The 16772-nt window shown below is 40.3% G+C and carries 11 protein-coding genes; 6 read left to right on the top strand and 5 right to left on the bottom strand.

All coding sequences use genetic code 11. The annotated features are described in order from the left end of the window. Nucleotides 1–55: 55 nt before the first annotated feature. From CWC14_RS00780 to CWC14_RS00770, 3 genes are read right to left on the bottom strand one after another with little or no spacing between them, the layout of a single operon-like run. A complete protein-coding gene (locus CWC14_RS00780) occupies nt 56–3088 on the bottom strand; it encodes a TonB-dependent receptor plug domain-containing protein (RefSeq protein ID WP_033102698.1) in 3033 nt (1010 codons plus the stop codon). A 9-nt stretch (nt 3089–3097) separates the two neighbouring features. Further along, nucleotides 3098–4174, bottom strand: a complete 1077-nt coding sequence (locus CWC14_RS00775; protein ID WP_024601386.1) for a FecR family protein — start codon at nt 4172–4174, stop codon at nt 3098–3100. Continuing rightward, complete coding sequence (locus CWC14_RS00770) at nt 4171–4728, bottom strand: RNA polymerase sigma factor (RefSeq protein WP_013464680.1); 558 nt, start codon at nt 4726–4728, stop codon at nt 4171–4173. The genes CWC14_RS00775 and CWC14_RS00770 overlap by 4 nt, the downstream gene beginning before the upstream one ends. Nucleotides 4729–5028: 300 nt before the next feature. On the opposite strand from CWC14_RS00770, the gene CWC14_RS00765 reads away from it, so the two are divergent. The 6 genes from CWC14_RS00765 (at nt 5029) to CWC14_RS00740 (ending at nt 12328) form a co-directional block, all read left to right on the top strand. Then, entirely contained in the window at nt 5029–5637 is a 609-nt protein-coding gene (locus CWC14_RS00765) for a PilZ domain-containing protein (RefSeq protein WP_024601385.1), read from the top strand. Nucleotides 5638–5751: 114 nt separating this feature from the next. Then, complete coding sequence (locus CWC14_RS00760; protein ID WP_138560723.1) at nt 5752–6807, top strand: agmatine deiminase family protein; 1056 nt, start codon at nt 5752–5754, stop codon at nt 6805–6807. Beyond that, complete coding sequence (locus tag CWC14_RS00755) at nt 6804–7697, top strand: carbon-nitrogen hydrolase (protein ID WP_033102696.1); 894 nt, start codon at nt 6804–6806, stop codon at nt 7695–7697. The genes CWC14_RS00760 and CWC14_RS00755 overlap by 4 nt, the downstream gene beginning before the upstream one ends. 50 nt (nt 7698–7747) lie before the next feature. After that, nucleotides 7748–11221, top strand: coding sequence for a transcription-repair coupling factor (mfd, locus tag CWC14_RS00750; protein WP_033102695.1), 3474 nt, complete (start codon nt 7748–7750; stop codon nt 11219–11221). Next, on the top strand, nt 11221–12057 hold the full coding sequence (locus tag CWC14_RS00745; protein WP_138560721.1) for a peptidoglycan binding protein CsiV: 837 nt from the start codon (nt 11221–11223) through the stop codon (nt 12055–12057). Before mfd ends, CWC14_RS00745 begins: the two co-directional genes overlap by 1 nt. Nucleotides 12058–12073: 16 nt before the next feature. Further along, nucleotides 12074–12328, top strand: a complete 255-nt coding sequence (locus CWC14_RS00740; protein WP_013464674.1) for a hypothetical protein — start codon at nt 12074–12076, stop codon at nt 12326–12328. Between the two features lie 23 nt (nt 12329–12351). On the opposite strand, the gene CWC14_RS00735 is transcribed toward CWC14_RS00740, so the two are convergent. Both CWC14_RS00735 and CWC14_RS00730 read right to left on the bottom strand, forming a co-directional pair. After that, nucleotides 12352–13719 carry a hypothetical protein gene (locus CWC14_RS00735; protein ID WP_033102693.1) on the bottom strand — a complete coding sequence of 456 codons (1368 nt, stop codon included), beginning with the start codon at nt 13717–13719 and terminating at the stop codon, nt 12352–12354. Between the two features lie 107 nt (nt 13720–13826). Beyond that, the gene (locus tag CWC14_RS00730) at nt 13827–16274 is read right to left on the bottom strand and encodes a TonB-dependent receptor plug domain-containing protein (RefSeq protein WP_076920811.1); all 2448 of its coding nucleotides are present in this window, start codon (nt 16272–16274) and stop codon (nt 13827–13829) included. Nucleotides 16275–16772: the final 498 nt, after the last annotated feature.

Here is a 16772-nt window from a genome sequence, read left to right as displayed (position 1 = left end):
TTAAACCGCTCCTAGTTTGAAGAAATTTTAATCCAAAAAGGTCAACAGACCCTTATTAAAAGCGGTATTCTGCACCTACGTAGTAGTAAGCACCGTTAAAACCAAATGGCGCTGAACGACGAGAGTACTTAAATACCCCATCACTGCTGACAATGGTATTACCTTGAGCATCTACAATAGTGCCTGAACGTGAATTACCTATGGTGTTTTCATCTGGATAAACATCAAATAAGTTATTTGCGCCAATATTTACCGATAAGTTATCAGTTACAAAATAATTAACTTTAATGTCAGTTAAAATTTCAGCACCGTAAGTCTGGCGACCGCCATCTTCAACTGTGTACTCACCAAAACGATTAAGTGATAAATTAACAGTCCAGTCGTCACGGCGATAAAGCGCACTTAAGTTAATGCGATCTTCTGGTTGCCATTCTTCAATGATAGAAATTTCTTGATCAGAAAACACATCATCGACTGGCACGGTTTCAAGACCAGAACCTGCAGGTGTAAATAACGACACCACATCGGTTTCGGTAAAGTTGGCCGCTAATGTAAAATCAAGTGTGCCGCCTAGGCCTTCTGTATTCCATGTAGCTACAAAGTCGATACCTTGCGTTTCTGTGTCAGCCCCATTTAAGAAAAACTGTCCTGCACCAGCACCCGAGCTCAGTAACGCGGCATCAAGGCTGTTTGATAAACCTTTGCCTAGGCGATTACTAATTACAATACGGTCGTCAATATCGATTGAGTAGTAATCAAGCGTTACATTAATATTATCGCTTACATTATAAACAATACCTAAACTGCGGTTTTGAGATTTCTCTTCTGTTAACTTAGGAATACCTAAACTTTGCGCCAGGGTTGAATCGTTTCTAAACGTGCCCACTTCTTCAGCCACTAAATTGCCATTAGGGCCAACAACAAACTGCGTGCTGATGTTGTTAAAGTACAACTGCTGCATTGAAGGCGCTCTAAAGCCTGAACTTAATGCACCACGAAGTGAAATATCTTCGGTTAATGACCAGTTACCCGCGAGTTTAAAGTTAACTGTATCGCCAAATCCTTTGTAATTATCGTAACGTAACGCCCCTGAGATAATCACATCCTCAATAACGTAAGCTTCAGCGTCTAAGTAAAACGAGATCACATCGCGCGACTCATCAACCGACGATGCTGGCGATGAACCACCAAAGCCTTGTGTGCCACCTGATGCATTTTCGCTACCAATACCACCGCTTAGTCCATCATAAATATTAACACCATTGTTGGTATCGTAATCGCGGTATGCGTATTCGCTGCCCTCTAAAATACGGTACTCATCGGTGCGTATTTCTGCGCCCATTGCTAATGAGTAATCATCAAAATTTTGAGTAAAATCAAGATTAATCGTTTGCAGTGATAACTCCATACCATACGCGTAACCTTCACGTGGAATAGTGGCGCGAATATCTGCAGCGCTTAAGCCTTGGTCGTAACGTAAGAAGTTGGCATAAGAGGCATTAATCGTATCGCTAGTGGTGTAATCAATGCTGTTTTCACCATAGGTGTACGATAAGTCTAAGCTTGAGTCGTTATCAAACTGCGTTTTATAACCAAAGTTATATGAAATATCGTCAATCGTAGTGTTTATTTTTGGTAAAAAGCCAGCCGGAACTGTCGCATCACCATCTTGTAATACTGGGTTACCACCGGCATTGGCATTATGACGGAAAAATGCTGCTGATTCGTTATCACGCGTTGAATAGGTAATAAAACCGTATAGTTCACCCGCTCCTAATTCGTAGCCGGTGTTAACCGTTAAACCAAATTGTTGAGAGTCGGCATCGCCAATTCTAAATGTATCGCGTGGCGCGGTTAGTTCACGCGGGTCGCCTGCCAGTAACGTGCCGTCACTGAGCTCAGTACAACCATAAAATTGACATGAACCATGAAGCCCTGCACGGTTAGTTGGTGCGCGGTCACGGTAGTTTATAGTTGTATTTAAATAACCATTGTCACCTAAAGCAAAGCCTTTATTAAAGTCGATGTTAACAGTTTCGCCATCACCTTCTGAATACTCACCGTAGTTAATAGCGGCTTTACCACCTTCGCTGCCATCTTTGAGCACAATATTTATAACACCGGCAATTGCATCAGAACCATATTGAGCCGCAGCGCCATCACGCAGTACTTCAATACGTTTAATTGCTGAGGCTGGAATAGCGTTCATATCGGTACCCGCCGTACCACGCCCCACCGAAGTATTAATGTGAATAATACTGGCTTGGTGACGACGCTTACCATTGATCAATACCAACGTTTGATCTGGCCCTAGGCCACGTAGCGTTGCTGGTCTTAATGCGTCAGTACCATCACTGATAGATGAACTTGAAAAGTTAAAAGAAGGTGCAATAGCTTGAAGCATGCGGCCAACTTCTGTTTGGCCGGTATTTTCGAGTGCTTCTGCACTTAAAATATCAACGGGGACAGGTAAGTCTTCAACTGAGCGCCCTGCCACACGACTACCTACAATAGCAATTTTTTCGATGTTTTGTTCTGCGCTTTGTTCAGCGGCATTGATTCCTTGTGAATTAACTGCAAGTAAAGCAGGTAATACAGCTGCACTAACTCCTGAAAGCTTCATCATGTTGTTATCTTTCCTATTGATTTGTTTGAGTTTAATACTCAGTAAACCATTTTGATCAACAACCGCATCGAGCTGTGTCTCAGCCAGTAATGCTTTTAGTGCATCAAGTTGAGAATAAAATCCATACAACGAATTTGCTTCGTATTGCTTGGCAAGTTCATACGAAAAAACCACAGTTTGTTCTGTTTGCTTAGCAAATTCTATTAAGGCTTTGTCTGCTCGTTGCGCTTTTATATCAAATTGCATCATTTGCCCCTCGGTTTGACTTGCATACACACTGATACTTAAAAACAGCGGTGCAACAAGGCCAAATTGAGTTAAATGGCACGTATGGTTACTGCGCAACTTATATAAACAGTTAGCAAACAAAAATCCTCTATAGTTTTTTATCATTTTTTTAATCTTTAAATTACTTTTTACACCCTTATGAGCAACATTGATTAGCAATGGTGTGATTTTCATTACGATTACCTATGATTTTTTTTGATATTTTAGGCTAACAACATGCTCGCCTAAACGTTCATGTTCAATCGAAAAATTATTTTGTAAGCTCTCTAACAGCCCTGCCACATCACCCGCTTTAAAAACACCGGCCACTTTTATACGGGCTAACTCATCAGATGATAGTTCAAACCGCGTAGCGGTATAACGGCTGACTTCGTTTAAGGCATCAACCAGTTGCTCACCATTAAATATCAACATGCCATTTTGCCAAGCTAAGTCACGCTGTACATCATCAACCGATAACTGTGTGATTGGTTTGGTAACGCTTTGTTCAATAATGGCTTTTTCACCGGAAATCACAATATTGGCATTAATTTGACGAATTTCATGATTGTTATTATCAGCTTGTTGATACGCTTTAAAATCATCAGCATTAACAGCAACGCTAGGATCGGTGATCATCACTTTACCCTCAGTAACAACCAGCTCGAGATCTGACGAAGTATTGCGCTGCACATTAAATACAGTGCCGAGAGCGGTAAAGCTTTTATCACCGGCCATCACGCTGAATGGGCGTGATGCATCTTTAGCAACATTAAAACGGCCCTCGCCACGACTTAGTAACAATTGCCTACGGCCTTGGCTATAAGCGACTTCCAATGAGCTATTGGTATTAAGTTGTACAATTGTGCCATCTGGTAAAACATAGGTTGCTTGCTCGCCAACTTTTGTTTTATAAATTTTTGTATAATTTACCTTGGCTAAATTTTTGTTGAAATTGCTATCTATATTTAGCAATAAATAGCTGCACATCATTAATGCAGCAACAATACTTGCTGCCATGCCAAATACATACGCAGGCTTTGTTTTGCTATTAGCCGGTTGTTTATTTGGAAATAATACGCTGAGTTCGTTAAGTACACTCAGGTCATCCCAAAGCTGAGCTAATTCATACACCGCATTTTGATGAGCAGTACTTTGTAGCATCCACAGTTTAAATTGTTCTTGCTCTTCTTTTGTTAAGCCACGGTCAATAGCACTGATCCATTGCGATGCTTTTTCTAATATTAATTCTTTTGAGGTAAATTGATGGATGTTATTCATTTTGCTGCCCTCATTATGTCCGCACTTTGTTGGCAATGGTCGCTCTCATCGTGTGACTGTTCGCGCATATATAGCATGGTATTTAATAACCCTTTGGCAATATGTTTTTCTACCGTACTTTGACTTAGCTGCATTTGCTGTGCGATCTCTTTTTGGCTCATTCCATAGACTTTTTTTAAAATAAAGCACTTTCTTACAACAGGACTTAATTGCTCAGTCGCCCGACAAAATAATAAAAAACGCTCTTTAGAGGTGTATTCGTCTTCTAATTGCATTGATTTAAGCAATTTGGGGAGTTCAGTTTCGTGATTTAAAGGGGTGCTAAATTTATTATCCCATTTAGCTATATGATTAAGTGCTAGGTGTTTAGCTGTTTTTAACATGTAACTACGGGTGTATTGAATATCTTGCTTTAATTCGGCTTCATAACTTTTAACAAAGGTTTCTTGAACAATATCATCAACATCGTCAGGCAACACAATTTTAGACACGAAACGCCGCAGTTGCGTGGATATGTCTGAGAATGTACTGGCTAATTTAAGTCCTCGAGCCACGTGGGTAGTCCCTTGTTATTATTATTACCGTAAGATTACGAGTTTTAGGGCTAATTACAAGGAGTTTTGTTAATTATTGGTTATTTATTAGTTGCTAACATACATAGTGCAATGTAAACGTATTACCTTTTAAAACTTTTTTAATCATTATGCCTGTTTGGTAAATATTGAAAGTTAGCGCAATTTTAGTTGATTTGGCTTTTTATAATGAGGGCAAACAGATATTTAGCTTAATTTTATTGGCGTGTTGTGTAGTAATTTAGTAGTCGCAACGCTACTATTAACGGATAGGAGTTACATATGAATAATCAAAAATTATCAGATTTTGAGCTTTATTTTCAAATTGATGAAAGTAATCGCGTCAATCTGTTTGCCGTAGATGATTCGGCTGTGCCAAAAAGCTTAGCTGAACTTGAGGCTGATATTCCGCCTTTATTTAAACTTGCTAACGAAGTAAGCAGTTTAGAGCAAAGCGCCTTAGGCCCTTTGCGTAACTTAGGTGATATTGCCCAAGAACTAACTACTTTTTTACAAGCTCAGTCGCGCAAAATAGATTTGATCATGAGTCATATTTTAGCCTCTGAACAACCAGAAGATAACTCTATCTATTGCGACAGTTACGGCGGTGGCGGCATTAAGTTTACCAGTGAACATTTGTATACATTAGGGCAAAAGTTTCGTACTAAACTTTTTTTACAACACGAGGCCTCTGCGGTGTATTGCTATAGCGAAGTGGTTGCCATTGAAAAACAAGATAATGAGCACTACCAATATACTCTGTTATTTGTATCAATAAGAGACAGCGACCAAGAGCTGGTTGTAAGAGCCAGCTTACATGCGCAAACTCGCCAGCTTAAAAAGCGCCAGCAACTTGAAAAAGCCAAAGAGAGTACAAACGATAAAAGCTAGCGTTTATTTACTTCTCACATCGCTTTAAAATTGTGAGCCAAACGCTCATTTAGAAGTGACTTAGCAGTAATTGAACTGCTAAACTAGCCCCATCTTTATTTGTATTAAAAATCCATGAACTTTAGACTTTTACCTGAATGGGCCGAGCAAGACGCTGTTATGCTTACATGGCCGCATAAAGACACAGATTGGGCTGATAATTTAGCCCGTGTAGAACCTGTATATATTGAGCTTGCTAAGCATATAACAACGCAGCAAAAGCTTGTGATTGTGGCGCATAATAGCGCCTTAAAAATGCATATTACAGCATTGCTAAATAGCGCTAACATCCCTTTGAATCGTGTTCATTTTGTAGTAACCCCTACCAACGATACGTGGGCTCGCGATCATGGCCCGCTTACTTGTAGCGCTATTGACTCACCTGAGCAACTAAAAGTATATGATTTTACTTTCAATGGTTGGGGCAATAAATTTGAAAGCGCATTAGATAATCAAATTAATCGTACTTTGGTAAAAGAGTTAAGTAGCAAAAAAAACCACTATCAAGCGCTCGATATGGTACTTGAAGGTGGCGGTATTGAAATAAACGAGCATGGTGTGTTGCTAACAACCAGCGAATGTTTGCTTAATAAAAACCGTAACCCAAATTTAAACCCAAGTGAAATAGAAGCGCTTTTAAAAGCGCACTTGGGCGCAACAGATTTTTTATGGGTTGATCATGGCTATTTAGCGGGTGACGACACGGACAGCCACATTGATACCTTAGTGCGCTTTGCACCAAATAATACCCTTGTGTATGTGCAATGTGACGATAAAAGCGATGAGCACTTCAGCGCGCTTAATGCCATGCAAAAGCAACTACAAAGCTTTAAAACTGCCAATCGCACCCCATATAAGCTAATTGAGTTGCCATGGCCAAAAGCCGTGTACGATGATGAAAACACGCGCTTACCCGCAACCTATGCAAATTACTTAATTATTAACAATGCGGTATTAGTGCCTACTTATAACGATGTAAACGACCAACGCGCGTTAGCACAGGTTCAAAAAGCATACCCAGATCACACAATTATTGGGGTAAATTGTTTACCTATTATTGAGCAATTTGGCAGTCTTCACTGCATTACAATGCAATTACCTCGTGGATTTTTAGCTGGAGCAGCACAATGACAAGCCCTGCAAATTTATCAGTTGCCTTAGTGCAACAAAGCAACAGTGACAACGTTGAACACAATATTGAAAAATCAATTGCTGGCATTCGCGATGCAGCCAGTCAAGGTGCACAACTTGTTGTGCTACAAGAGTTACACCGTAGTTTATACTTTTGCCAAACCGAAGATGTCGACGTCTTTGATTTAGCCGAAACAATACCTGGGCCGAGTAGTAATACGTTAGGTGAACTTGCTAAAGAGCTTGGTATTGTGATTGTGGCGTCTTTATTTGAAAAGCGCGCTACAGGCCTTTACCACAATACCGCAGTGGTGCTCGAAAAAGACGGCAGTATTGCCGGTAAATACCGTAAAATGCATATACCGGATGACCCTGGCTTTTATGAAAAGTTTTACTTTACCCCAGGCGACTTAGGCTTTGAGCCTATTCAAACCTCAGTGGGCAAACTTGGCGTACTGGTGTGTTGGGATCAGTGGTTTCCTGAAGCGGCGCGTTTAATGGCGATGGCAGGTGCAGAGCTTTTAATTTATCCAACAGCCATTGGCTGGGATCCACGCGATGATAAAGACGAGCAAACCCGTCAAAAAGATGCTTGGGTTATTAGCCAACGAGCCCATGCGGTAGCCAATGGCGTTCCGGTGATTAGCTGTAATCGTGTTGGTCTTGAGCGCGACCCGAGTGGACAAAGTGACGGCATTCAATTTTGGGGTAACTCGTTTATTGCAGGTCCCCAAGGCGAAATATTGGCAGAGGCCGATAATCAAAGTGAACAAATATTAATGGTTGAACTTGATCAAAAACGCAGCGAGAACGTAAGACGTATCTGGCCGTATTTACGCGACCGCAGAATTGATCATTATCAAGATTTAACAAAAATCTATCGCGACTAAATAATAGTATGGCTCTTAGCAGCTAAGAGCCTAATTTAATGGAGTAATTAATGGCGTTTGAGCAATGGGCAGCCTTGCCTTGGGTAAAATCTCAAAAAGATAAAATTCAATGGGGCGAGCTTTTAGGCAGTGGCTTGAGCATTGCCATTGCACAAGGTGTAAAACAACAAGATAACTTAGTGTTAATAGTTACGCCAGATACACCAAGTGCTTTGCGCCTTGAAACCGAATTAGAGTATTTGCTTCCTGATAATCCGGTAATGATATTTCCGGATTGGGAGACATTGCCTTATGATCATTTCTCTCCCCATCAAGATATTATTTCAGCGCGCTTAGCAACGCTTAATACCCTGAAAAACGAGCAACAAAGCGTGCTCATTATGCCTGTATCAACGCTGATGCTGCGCACGGCCCCAGCTTCGTTTATATACGGTTCAACGCTTAATTTTAAAGTGGGCGATAGATTAGACACCCACGCTTTGCGTGAAAACTTAGAGCAAGCGGGTTACATGCACGTGCAACAAGTTATGGAGCATGGCGAATATGCAATACGTGGCTCTATTGTTGATTTATATCCGATGGGCAGTAAACACCCATTTAGGCTCGATTTTTTTGATGACGAGCTTGATACCATTCGCTTATTTGATGTGGAAACACAACGCTCAGACGAAAAAGTTGAAAAAATTGAGTTACTTCCTGCCCATGAATTCCCCACTAACGACACGGATATTGAACGCTTTAGAATAAACTATCGTGAAAAGTTTGGCGCAAGCGCAGAGCAAGACTCTGTTTATATGCAAGTAAGTAAAGGTAATTGGCCTGGAGGTATTGAATACTACATGCCATTATTTTTTGATGGCTTGGCGACTATTTTTGACTATTTGCCAGAATCAACGACCGTGATGCAATTAGGCGATTTAGAACATGCGGCGGATAACTTTTGGCACGATGTTAATGTACGCTATGAAAACCGCCGTGTGGACCCCTTGCGCCCACTTTTACCGCCGGATGAATTGTATCAGCCTATCAATGAGCTATTTTCAAACCTGGGCAATTATGGCCGTATTCGTTTATCACAAGCAAAATTAGGTACTAAAGCGGGCAATAAAAACCTTGCCGTTAACGAATTACCCAATGTCCGCATTGATCATAAACAACATGAACCTTACAACGCATTCATTAACTATGTGGCAGAGCAAAAAAAGAAAAAAGGCCGAGTTGTCATTAGTGTTGAGTCGGATGGTCGACGTGAATCATTACTGAGTATATTAAAACCCAGCGGCTTAAAATTCAAAGAGTTTGATACTTTTGAGCAATTTACCAACAGCAGTAGTGACGTTGGTTTAATTGTAAGCCCACTTGAACAAAGTGTCGTGCTTAGCACAAAACCTAGCCTGAGCATTATTACTGAGCAAGAATTGCTTGGAATTAAAGTATCACAACGCAGACGCCGTAAGCACAGGTATGAAGCAAGCCAAGATGCGCTAATTCGTAACTTAGCAGAGTTAAAAGAAGGCCAACCGGTTGTGCACCTTGACCATGGTGTTGGCCGTTATCAAGGACTGCAAACAATTGATGCTGCCGGTGTGGTTACTGAATTTGTAACCATTATTTATGCCGGTGAAGCAAAGCTCTATGTGCCGGTATCAGCGCTTCATATGCTTAGCCGTTACTCTGGCGGTGAAGAAGCCAGTGCCCCACTGCATAAGCTCGGCTCTGATGCGTGGGATAAGGCAAAAAAACGCGCCGCTGAAAAAGTACGCGATGTCGCTGCTGAATTGCTCGATATCTACGCTCAGCGCCAAGCAAAGCCGGGTAATAAATTTACGCTAGATGGCCAAGCTTATCGTCAATTTAGTGATAGCTTCCCGTTTGAAGAAACGGATGATCAACGTAACGCTATTGAAGCTGTACTGGGTGATATGCAATCAAAACAAGCCATGGATCGCTTAGTCTGTGGTGATGTAGGCTTTGGTAAAACCGAAGTAGCAATGCGTGCAGCGTTTGTTGCGGTTAACGATAATAAGCAGGTGGCTATTTTAGTCCCTACCACCCTACTTGCTCAACAACACTACGATAACTTTAAAGACCGCTTTGCTGATTTTCCAATTGAAGTGGGTGTATTGTCTCGGTTTAACTCAACTAAAGAGCAAAAAGAAACCCTTGAAAAAATGAGTAATGGCAAGCTTGACGTGGTTATTGGCACGCACAAACTAATTCAACAAGACATCAACTTTAAAGATTTAGGCCTGTTAATTGTTGATGAAGAACACCGATTTGGGGTGCGCCAAAAAGAAAAAATTAAAGCCCTGAGAGCTGATGTTGACATACTCACCCTGACCGCTACGCCTATCCCCCGTACTTTAAATATGGCCATGAGTGGTATGCGCGATTTATCTATTATTGCTACCCCACCGGCTAAACGCTTAGCCGTTAAAACTTTTGTGCGCCAACGCGACGAAGAGCTTATTCGCGAAGCGGTACTGCGTGAAATTAAACGCGGCGGCCAGGTGTACTTTTTACACAACAATGTAGAAACCATTGAGCGTGTTGCTCAAGAAATTAGCGAATGGGTGCCTGAGGCAACAGTTACCTCAGCCCACGGGCAAATGCGAGAGCAAGAGCTTGAGCAGATCATGACCGATTTTTATCACCAAAAATACAATGTACTGGTATGTACTACGATTATTGAAACCGGCATTGATGTACCCACAGCAAATACCATTATTATGGACAGAGCCGATAAACTCGGTCTTGCTCAGCTGCATCAATTACGCGGACGTGTTGGTAGAAGTCATCACCAAGCCTATGCTTATTTACTCACAGGTAACCCTAAAGCGCTCTCTAAAGATGCGAAAAAGCGTTTAGATGCCATTGCCTCATTAGAAGATTTAGGCGCAGGCTTTGCCTTAGCAACCCACGATTTAGAAATTCGTGGTGCCGGTGAGCTATTAGGAGACGATCAATCTGGACAAATGCAAACCATTGGCTTTAATTTATACATGGAAATGCTTGAACAGGCTGTTAACGCGCTTAAAAATGGTCAAGAGCCAACCCTTGAAAATCTATTACAAAAACAAACCGAAGTTGATTTAAAGCTACCTGCCTTGTTACCTGATGATTATATTCATGATGTTAACGCGCGTTTAGGTATGTACAAGCGTGTAGCAAGTTGTGCTAACCTTGCTGATATTGATGAACTGCAAGTAGAATTGATAGACCGCTTTGGTTTATTACCTGATGCAGCTAAAAACCTATTTAGTTTACAACAACTAAAAATGCAGGCGAGCAATTTGGGCATAACCAAAATAGAAGCTAACCCGAAAGGAGGCTACTTTGAGTTTAGTCAAAATACCAAGGTTAATCCTAGCTTCATTATTGGTTTGATACAAAGTGCGCCACACATTTATAAAATGGATGGCGCAAATAAATTACGCTTTGCCATTAGCGAGGCGAATGCCCGTGAACGCTTAAAAATGATCACTGCTATGATTGCAGATTTCGAAAAAAAGGTTAGCCATTAATGTTGCTGAAAAAATCGCTGGTTATTTTATGCTGCTTATTTAGCAGTACTGCATTTGCAGAGCGCTGGTTTGAAGTAGAGGTGTTAATATTTAAACAGCACCCTGCTCCTTACTTACAAGAAGACTTTAGCTTAAAGCATGACGCCATTGAAGATAAAAACACCTTAGATTTATTGGCCTCTGCTTATAAAAACCAAGCAATGGACGCGTGTATAAACGGTGACCCACGCTTTCAAACACGTACATTTGCTGACACTTTGGTTAATTCAAACCCACAGTCTGCAGCGTGTAATGACAGCATTGATTATGTAAAAAGTTACGATGTGCTGCCAGTAACCCCTCAAGCACCAGTACAAGATACGATGGAGCAAACTTACCTGCTCGCTCCTGAACAACTGCAGTTTGAACAACAACGCCAAGCTTTAGACCGCAAAGGACTCACCCCTATATTACATACCGGCTGGCGGTTTGAAGGCGCAAGTAAATCACGCTCCCCTAGTATGCACTTATTTGCAGGCAACCAATTAAAAAACAATATGAACACCGGTTTTAGTTACGCCAATTCCGACTTTATTAGCTTACTTGATACTCCTGAGACATTGTTTAATGAAGCACAGTCTCCGACCATGAAATGGGAGTTAGATGGCTTATTGAAAATACATTTACGCCATTATTTATACATTAATGCGGATTTCGATATTAGTGAAAAGCAAGATAATGGTGAGCTAGAATCAGCCCGTTTTTCACAATTTAGACGCGTTTTCAGCGAAGATATTCATTACTTTGATCATCCTCGTATGGGTATGATTGTACAAATTCGAAAATTTAACCATTAACAGTAGGAAAATAATTATGAAGAAGCTCCTAATAATTGCTGCAGCACTGAGTCTTGCTGCTTGTTCAAAAGTAAGCATGGAAAATTACGAAAAAATTAAAATTGGTATGGACAAAACAGAAGTTGAAGCACTTTTAGGCAGTGCTGATAACTGTGTAGAAAAAACATTACATACTAGCTGTACTTGGGGTGATGACGCTAAAAACATCGAAATTACCCTGGTATCAGACAAAGTAACGCTTTACAGCAAAAAAGGGCTAACAGATAAATAAGGACAACAAAGGAATAACGTATGTTATTCCTCTTTTTTTGCATCGCTGGTGTAAATAAGCTCTATATTGACTATTTTACTGCGGTTTAAAGTGATTTTGTAACGCTGATAGAGCGTTTTATCCGGTTCGGTTAGAACCAATACCATGTTTAACTGATAGCGCCTTTCTACTCCCTGTTTAGAAATTTTATTGTTTTCTAAATGATAGAGCTTCCCTTCCCCTTTTTTTAAATAACGTGCAAACGGTGCGAGATTAAATTGCAGCGTTTGCTGCAAGCTATCGTAGCCTGGCAAAAATTCTTTAGCACTTACCCGGGTTTCACTAGCAAAATGCAGCCATTGCGCCGCCTGTTTGTTTTGCTGACGACGCTTAGAAAAAATTTTCCTCACTTCTTTGGGGATTTTTTTAAACCGGGTGTACTCTAACCAAATAAACTGACTCGCCACTTTATCTTTTGTGATACTGTTTTTAAAAATAAAGCGCCATTTTGGCCGCCCTCGCACAATAGCACGCCAAATAATACGGGTAATATCTTCTTTAAATATTTCTCTTAGCCCGTAAATAACCCCTAAAATTAGAATTAATGAAGCGGTTATTTCAGTAAAGGTAGAACGCGCATTGAGTATTACCACCATCACAAAAGCCATTATAACAGCCGTTACAGAGCCTTTTACCAACCGCTTTAAATAGCTATTAAGATAGCGTGTTTGGCGCTGTAAAATCACTCCATGCTCTATTAAACGCTGGAGTAAACGCATCTTATTAGTAATTCTGTTGGCGTCTTTAAGCGTTGAGTCAGAATTATATTGCTGCTCTGCTCGATACTCACTCTCTGACTTACAAAAGTTTAATAAGTCATTTCGTTCTTTAGCGTGATCGCTACTACGCGGGCCTTCATCAAGTAGCTTTAAAAAAGTTTGTTCAATTTGCCAGCTTAGGTAGTTATCAGCATTAGTATAAAACGGGATCAGCTTTTCGTTATCTGGGGTGTAACGTCTGAGTTTTCTAAGTAGGCTTTGGCTTTGTTCACAGAGCTTCATGGCTCGTTGATAAAACTCATCGCTTTCTTGAATTTTTAACGCATCTTTAATATCGGCATCAATTGCCAGACGCACTTGATAACAATATAGATTTAAATTTTGTCGGTAATCTTGCTGCTCACCTTTGTTCTTACTAACAAAACGGCTTCGTACCAATGGAAGATGAATGTTATTCGCGTTATAGGCTACAAAAGATTTAAATTGGTTATTAAAGTAAGACTCTTCGCTGAGTGTTTGCGCGTTAATACCCATTTCGTTTGGGATAGAAAAATAAAGATCGAGACGCTGCTCTGCACGCGGTGATAGTTGCGGTTCAATAACAAACGATAAATTTTCGTCTTGCTTTAACAATGATGCCTCCTTCGGTTATCTACCTGAGTTTACGTGCCTCTTTAATTTTGTTCAACAAAAAAGGCCTAGTAAAAACTAGGCCTTTTAGTAGTTCTAATGAATTAAAATTAGAACTTAACGTTTACGCTTGCAAAGATACGAGAACCAATTACGTCGTAAAGCTCTGGGACAGTACCCATATCATTACCACCTAGCACTGACTCAGGCTCTTTATCAAAGATATTATTCATACCACCAGTTAAACGAACATCGTCGTTTAAGTTATAGCTCATAGAGATATCATGGTAAACAGTGTCGTCTGTGCTAAAGAATTCACCATAGTACTCACCGTCCATACCTTTGATATAACGAGCGTTGTAAAGCACGCTGATATCATCATTAATATCGTAGTTAACTGAAAGGTTTGACTTAATTTCAGAGTAACCACCAATGTTTCCATCAATAGTGCCTGTGTAATCAATTTCGTCTTGCTCAAATTCAATTAAGTAAGTCGTATCTAGGTTGATACGGTAGTTATCAGCTGTATAAGAGATATTCCAGTCAATACCTGATGTATCTTGTGCGCCTACATTTGTTAATGCTGAGCTTAATTCAGATAAATCACCATCAGCTGTAATGTTTACTGCTGCACATGATTGCGTATTTCCAGCAAAACAGTTGCGCATTTCGTTTTGTACGTCTAAACGCGTAATTGCATTAGTAATATCAAACTTCCAGTAATCTAATGTAGTTGATAAACCGTCAGCAACTTCCCACACTAAACCGAATGTGAATGATCTGCTCTCTTCTGCTTGAAGATTATCATCGCTTGTGTAGTTAACTTCGATTTGTGCATCTTGCTCGTTACCCCATGGATCTTCTAGGTAATCGAATGAACCTGTATTACCACCAAATAATTCAGCAACATTTGGAGCTCTAAAACCAGTAGCAAGTACAGAGCGAACCATAAAGCTATCTGTTACATTCCAAGTAGCACCAAGTTTCCACGTTGTTTCACCACCAAATGTTGAGTAGTTATCGTAACGTGCAGCACCTTCTAGAGTAACTGACTCAAGCACTGGCATAGATGCTTCAAAGTATACAGATTGAACAGAGTAATCACCGTCTGTTGGGTCTTGTTGTGAAGCTGTGCTTTCGCCTCTTTGAGTAATTAAATCTGGTGTATAAAAACCACTTTCGAATCTATTCTCAACACCAATTGCGTAACCAATATCACTCTCTGTAACAGCACTGTAACCCGCAGATAGGATGAATTGCTCATTACCACCTTCGTTTGACTCTGTGTAAAGAGAGTTGCTCGATACTAATAGGTCACGATTAATTGCATCGCCACTAAACCAAAGCGCTTGGTCACCATAAATGCTTTGCTCCATGTTACCCGCATGGATTGAGTTTTGAACCTTATCTTCTGAGTCATTACGACCGTAAGTTGCGCTAATGTCCCAGCTTGCATCGTTATCTAAAAGACCTTGCAATGCAATAGACGCTCTGTATGTATCTGTTTTTTGCTCATAGATACGTGGACCCGCATCAACCATTCTACGACGGTACTCTAATGAATCGGCTAATACACCATCTTCATCGATAAATGCATTAGTGTATGCATTACTTAGCTTTGAAGTGTCTAAATCAATGCTTGCAGGTTGTGGTGCTAACTGTTGGCTTGAATCACGACGTGTGTACATTAAATCAACATTAAATGTTGTGTCTGAATCAAGTTCTTTATTAAAGCTAGTAAAGACGCTGTATAAGTCACTTGGTGTTTGTGCATAGCTTGACGGTGTGTAGTCATAACATGTATCACGGTCTTTGAATCCACCTTGACCATTTGGCGCTTTACCACCTAAAGTCCCTTCTGGGATGTAAGACGAACAACCTGGCTCAACAAATTTACGGTCTGACTGAATAATATCGCCACGGCTTGTGTACTGAGCACCTAATACTAGGTTACCGTCAGCCACTTGCATACCATGAAGTAAACTAACACCATAGTTTGTGCCGTCACCTTTGGTAGTTTGGCTACCTTCAACATTGACTTCAGAACCTTCAAAATCTTTTTTCGTGATGATATTTACAACGCCAGCGATAGCATCTGAACCATAAACAGCTGATGCGCCATCTTTTAAGATTTCGATTGATTTAATCATGGCAACAGGAATAGTGTTTAAATCAACAGAAGAATCAGCGCCAGTGCCTGATGAAACCATACGACGGCCGTTTAATAGAACTAGGGTACGCTGTGCGCCCATACCACGAAGGTTAACTGTAGCAGAACCACCAGAACCATTGTTACTAGTCCCACCTAAGCTCATACCTGCCGCTGACGGTTGGTTTGAAAGTACATCTGCAACTGAGGTGTAGCCGCTCTTAGCAATAAAATCATCACCAATTACTGTGATTGGGCTAGCCGTTTCCATATCGGTACGGTTAATACGAGAACCCGTTACTTGAATTTTTTCAATTGACTTTGCTGCTTCGTCTGCAGCTAAAACCTGAACACTTGAGAACATTGGGATCGCTGCAATTACAGCTAAACCAAGAGTTGATTTTTTCATGGATGAACCCTACTTGTTGAAAATTTACCTAAATTGGTAATGCTCACTTTTATGAGAATTTTGAGTGAGCGGGAGCAACTTAGGCGCCTTTAACTGAATGAAAACTTAACGAACGATCACCATGCAATCAATGAAAATTAAGACGTCCCACGAAAGGAACAAAGGTTACAGTATGTTTCATTGTTAATTAATAAAAACAGTTAAAAATCATAAACTAAAGACCAAGCAATCACATAAAAAACACAGCTGAAATCAAATAAGTAGAGTTTGTAATCAAATGTAATTATTACAATAATGTGCCCTAAACAGGAAAATTAACATGTTAATCACAGCTCGTTATTAAAACGGTAAAACTAGGTGTTAATTACTAACCATATTTATGCAAGTAGATTGTTTATTTAGTCTGAATTTTTTTGTTATAAGTTTTAATCACGCAAATTTTATGTGTATTGAAGGTTTAAGACGGGCTGCCAATTAAACTAAAAACGGCTATCAAAG

The sequence above is a fragment of the Pseudoalteromonas sp. S3260 genome (assembly GCF_005886925.1).
GTDB lineage: Bacteria > Pseudomonadota > Gammaproteobacteria > Enterobacterales > Alteromonadaceae > Pseudoalteromonas > Pseudoalteromonas tetraodonis.
This window is presented reverse-complemented; position numbering and strand designations above follow the sequence as displayed.

Coding starts and splice junctions, on each gene's coding strand:
- CWC14_RS00780 (WP_033102698.1), bottom strand. CDS start 3,088: ATGAAAATCACACCATTGCTAATCAATGTTGCTCATAAGGGTGTAAAA.
- CWC14_RS00775 (WP_024601386.1), bottom strand. CDS start 4,174: ATGAATAACATCCATCAATTTACCTCAAAAGAATTAATATTAGAAAAA.
- CWC14_RS00765 (WP_024601385.1), top strand. CDS start 5,029: ATGAATAATCAAAAATTATCAGATTTTGAGCTTTATTTTCAAATTGAT.
- CWC14_RS00760 (WP_138560723.1), top strand. CDS start 5,752: ATGAACTTTAGACTTTTACCTGAATGGGCCGAGCAAGACGCTGTTATG.
- CWC14_RS00755 (WP_033102696.1), top strand. CDS start 6,804: ATGACAAGCCCTGCAAATTTATCAGTTGCCTTAGTGCAACAAAGCAAC.
- mfd (WP_033102695.1), top strand. CDS start 7,748: ATGGCGTTTGAGCAATGGGCAGCCTTGCCTTGGGTAAAATCTCAAAAA.
- CWC14_RS00745 (WP_138560721.1), top strand. CDS start 11,221: ATGTTGCTGAAAAAATCGCTGGTTATTTTATGCTGCTTATTTAGCAGT.
- CWC14_RS00740 (WP_013464674.1), top strand. CDS start 12,074: ATGAAGAAGCTCCTAATAATTGCTGCAGCACTGAGTCTTGCTGCTTGT.
- CWC14_RS00730 (WP_076920811.1), bottom strand. CDS start 16,274: ATGAAAAAATCAACTCTTGGTTTAGCTGTAATTGCAGCGATCCCAATG.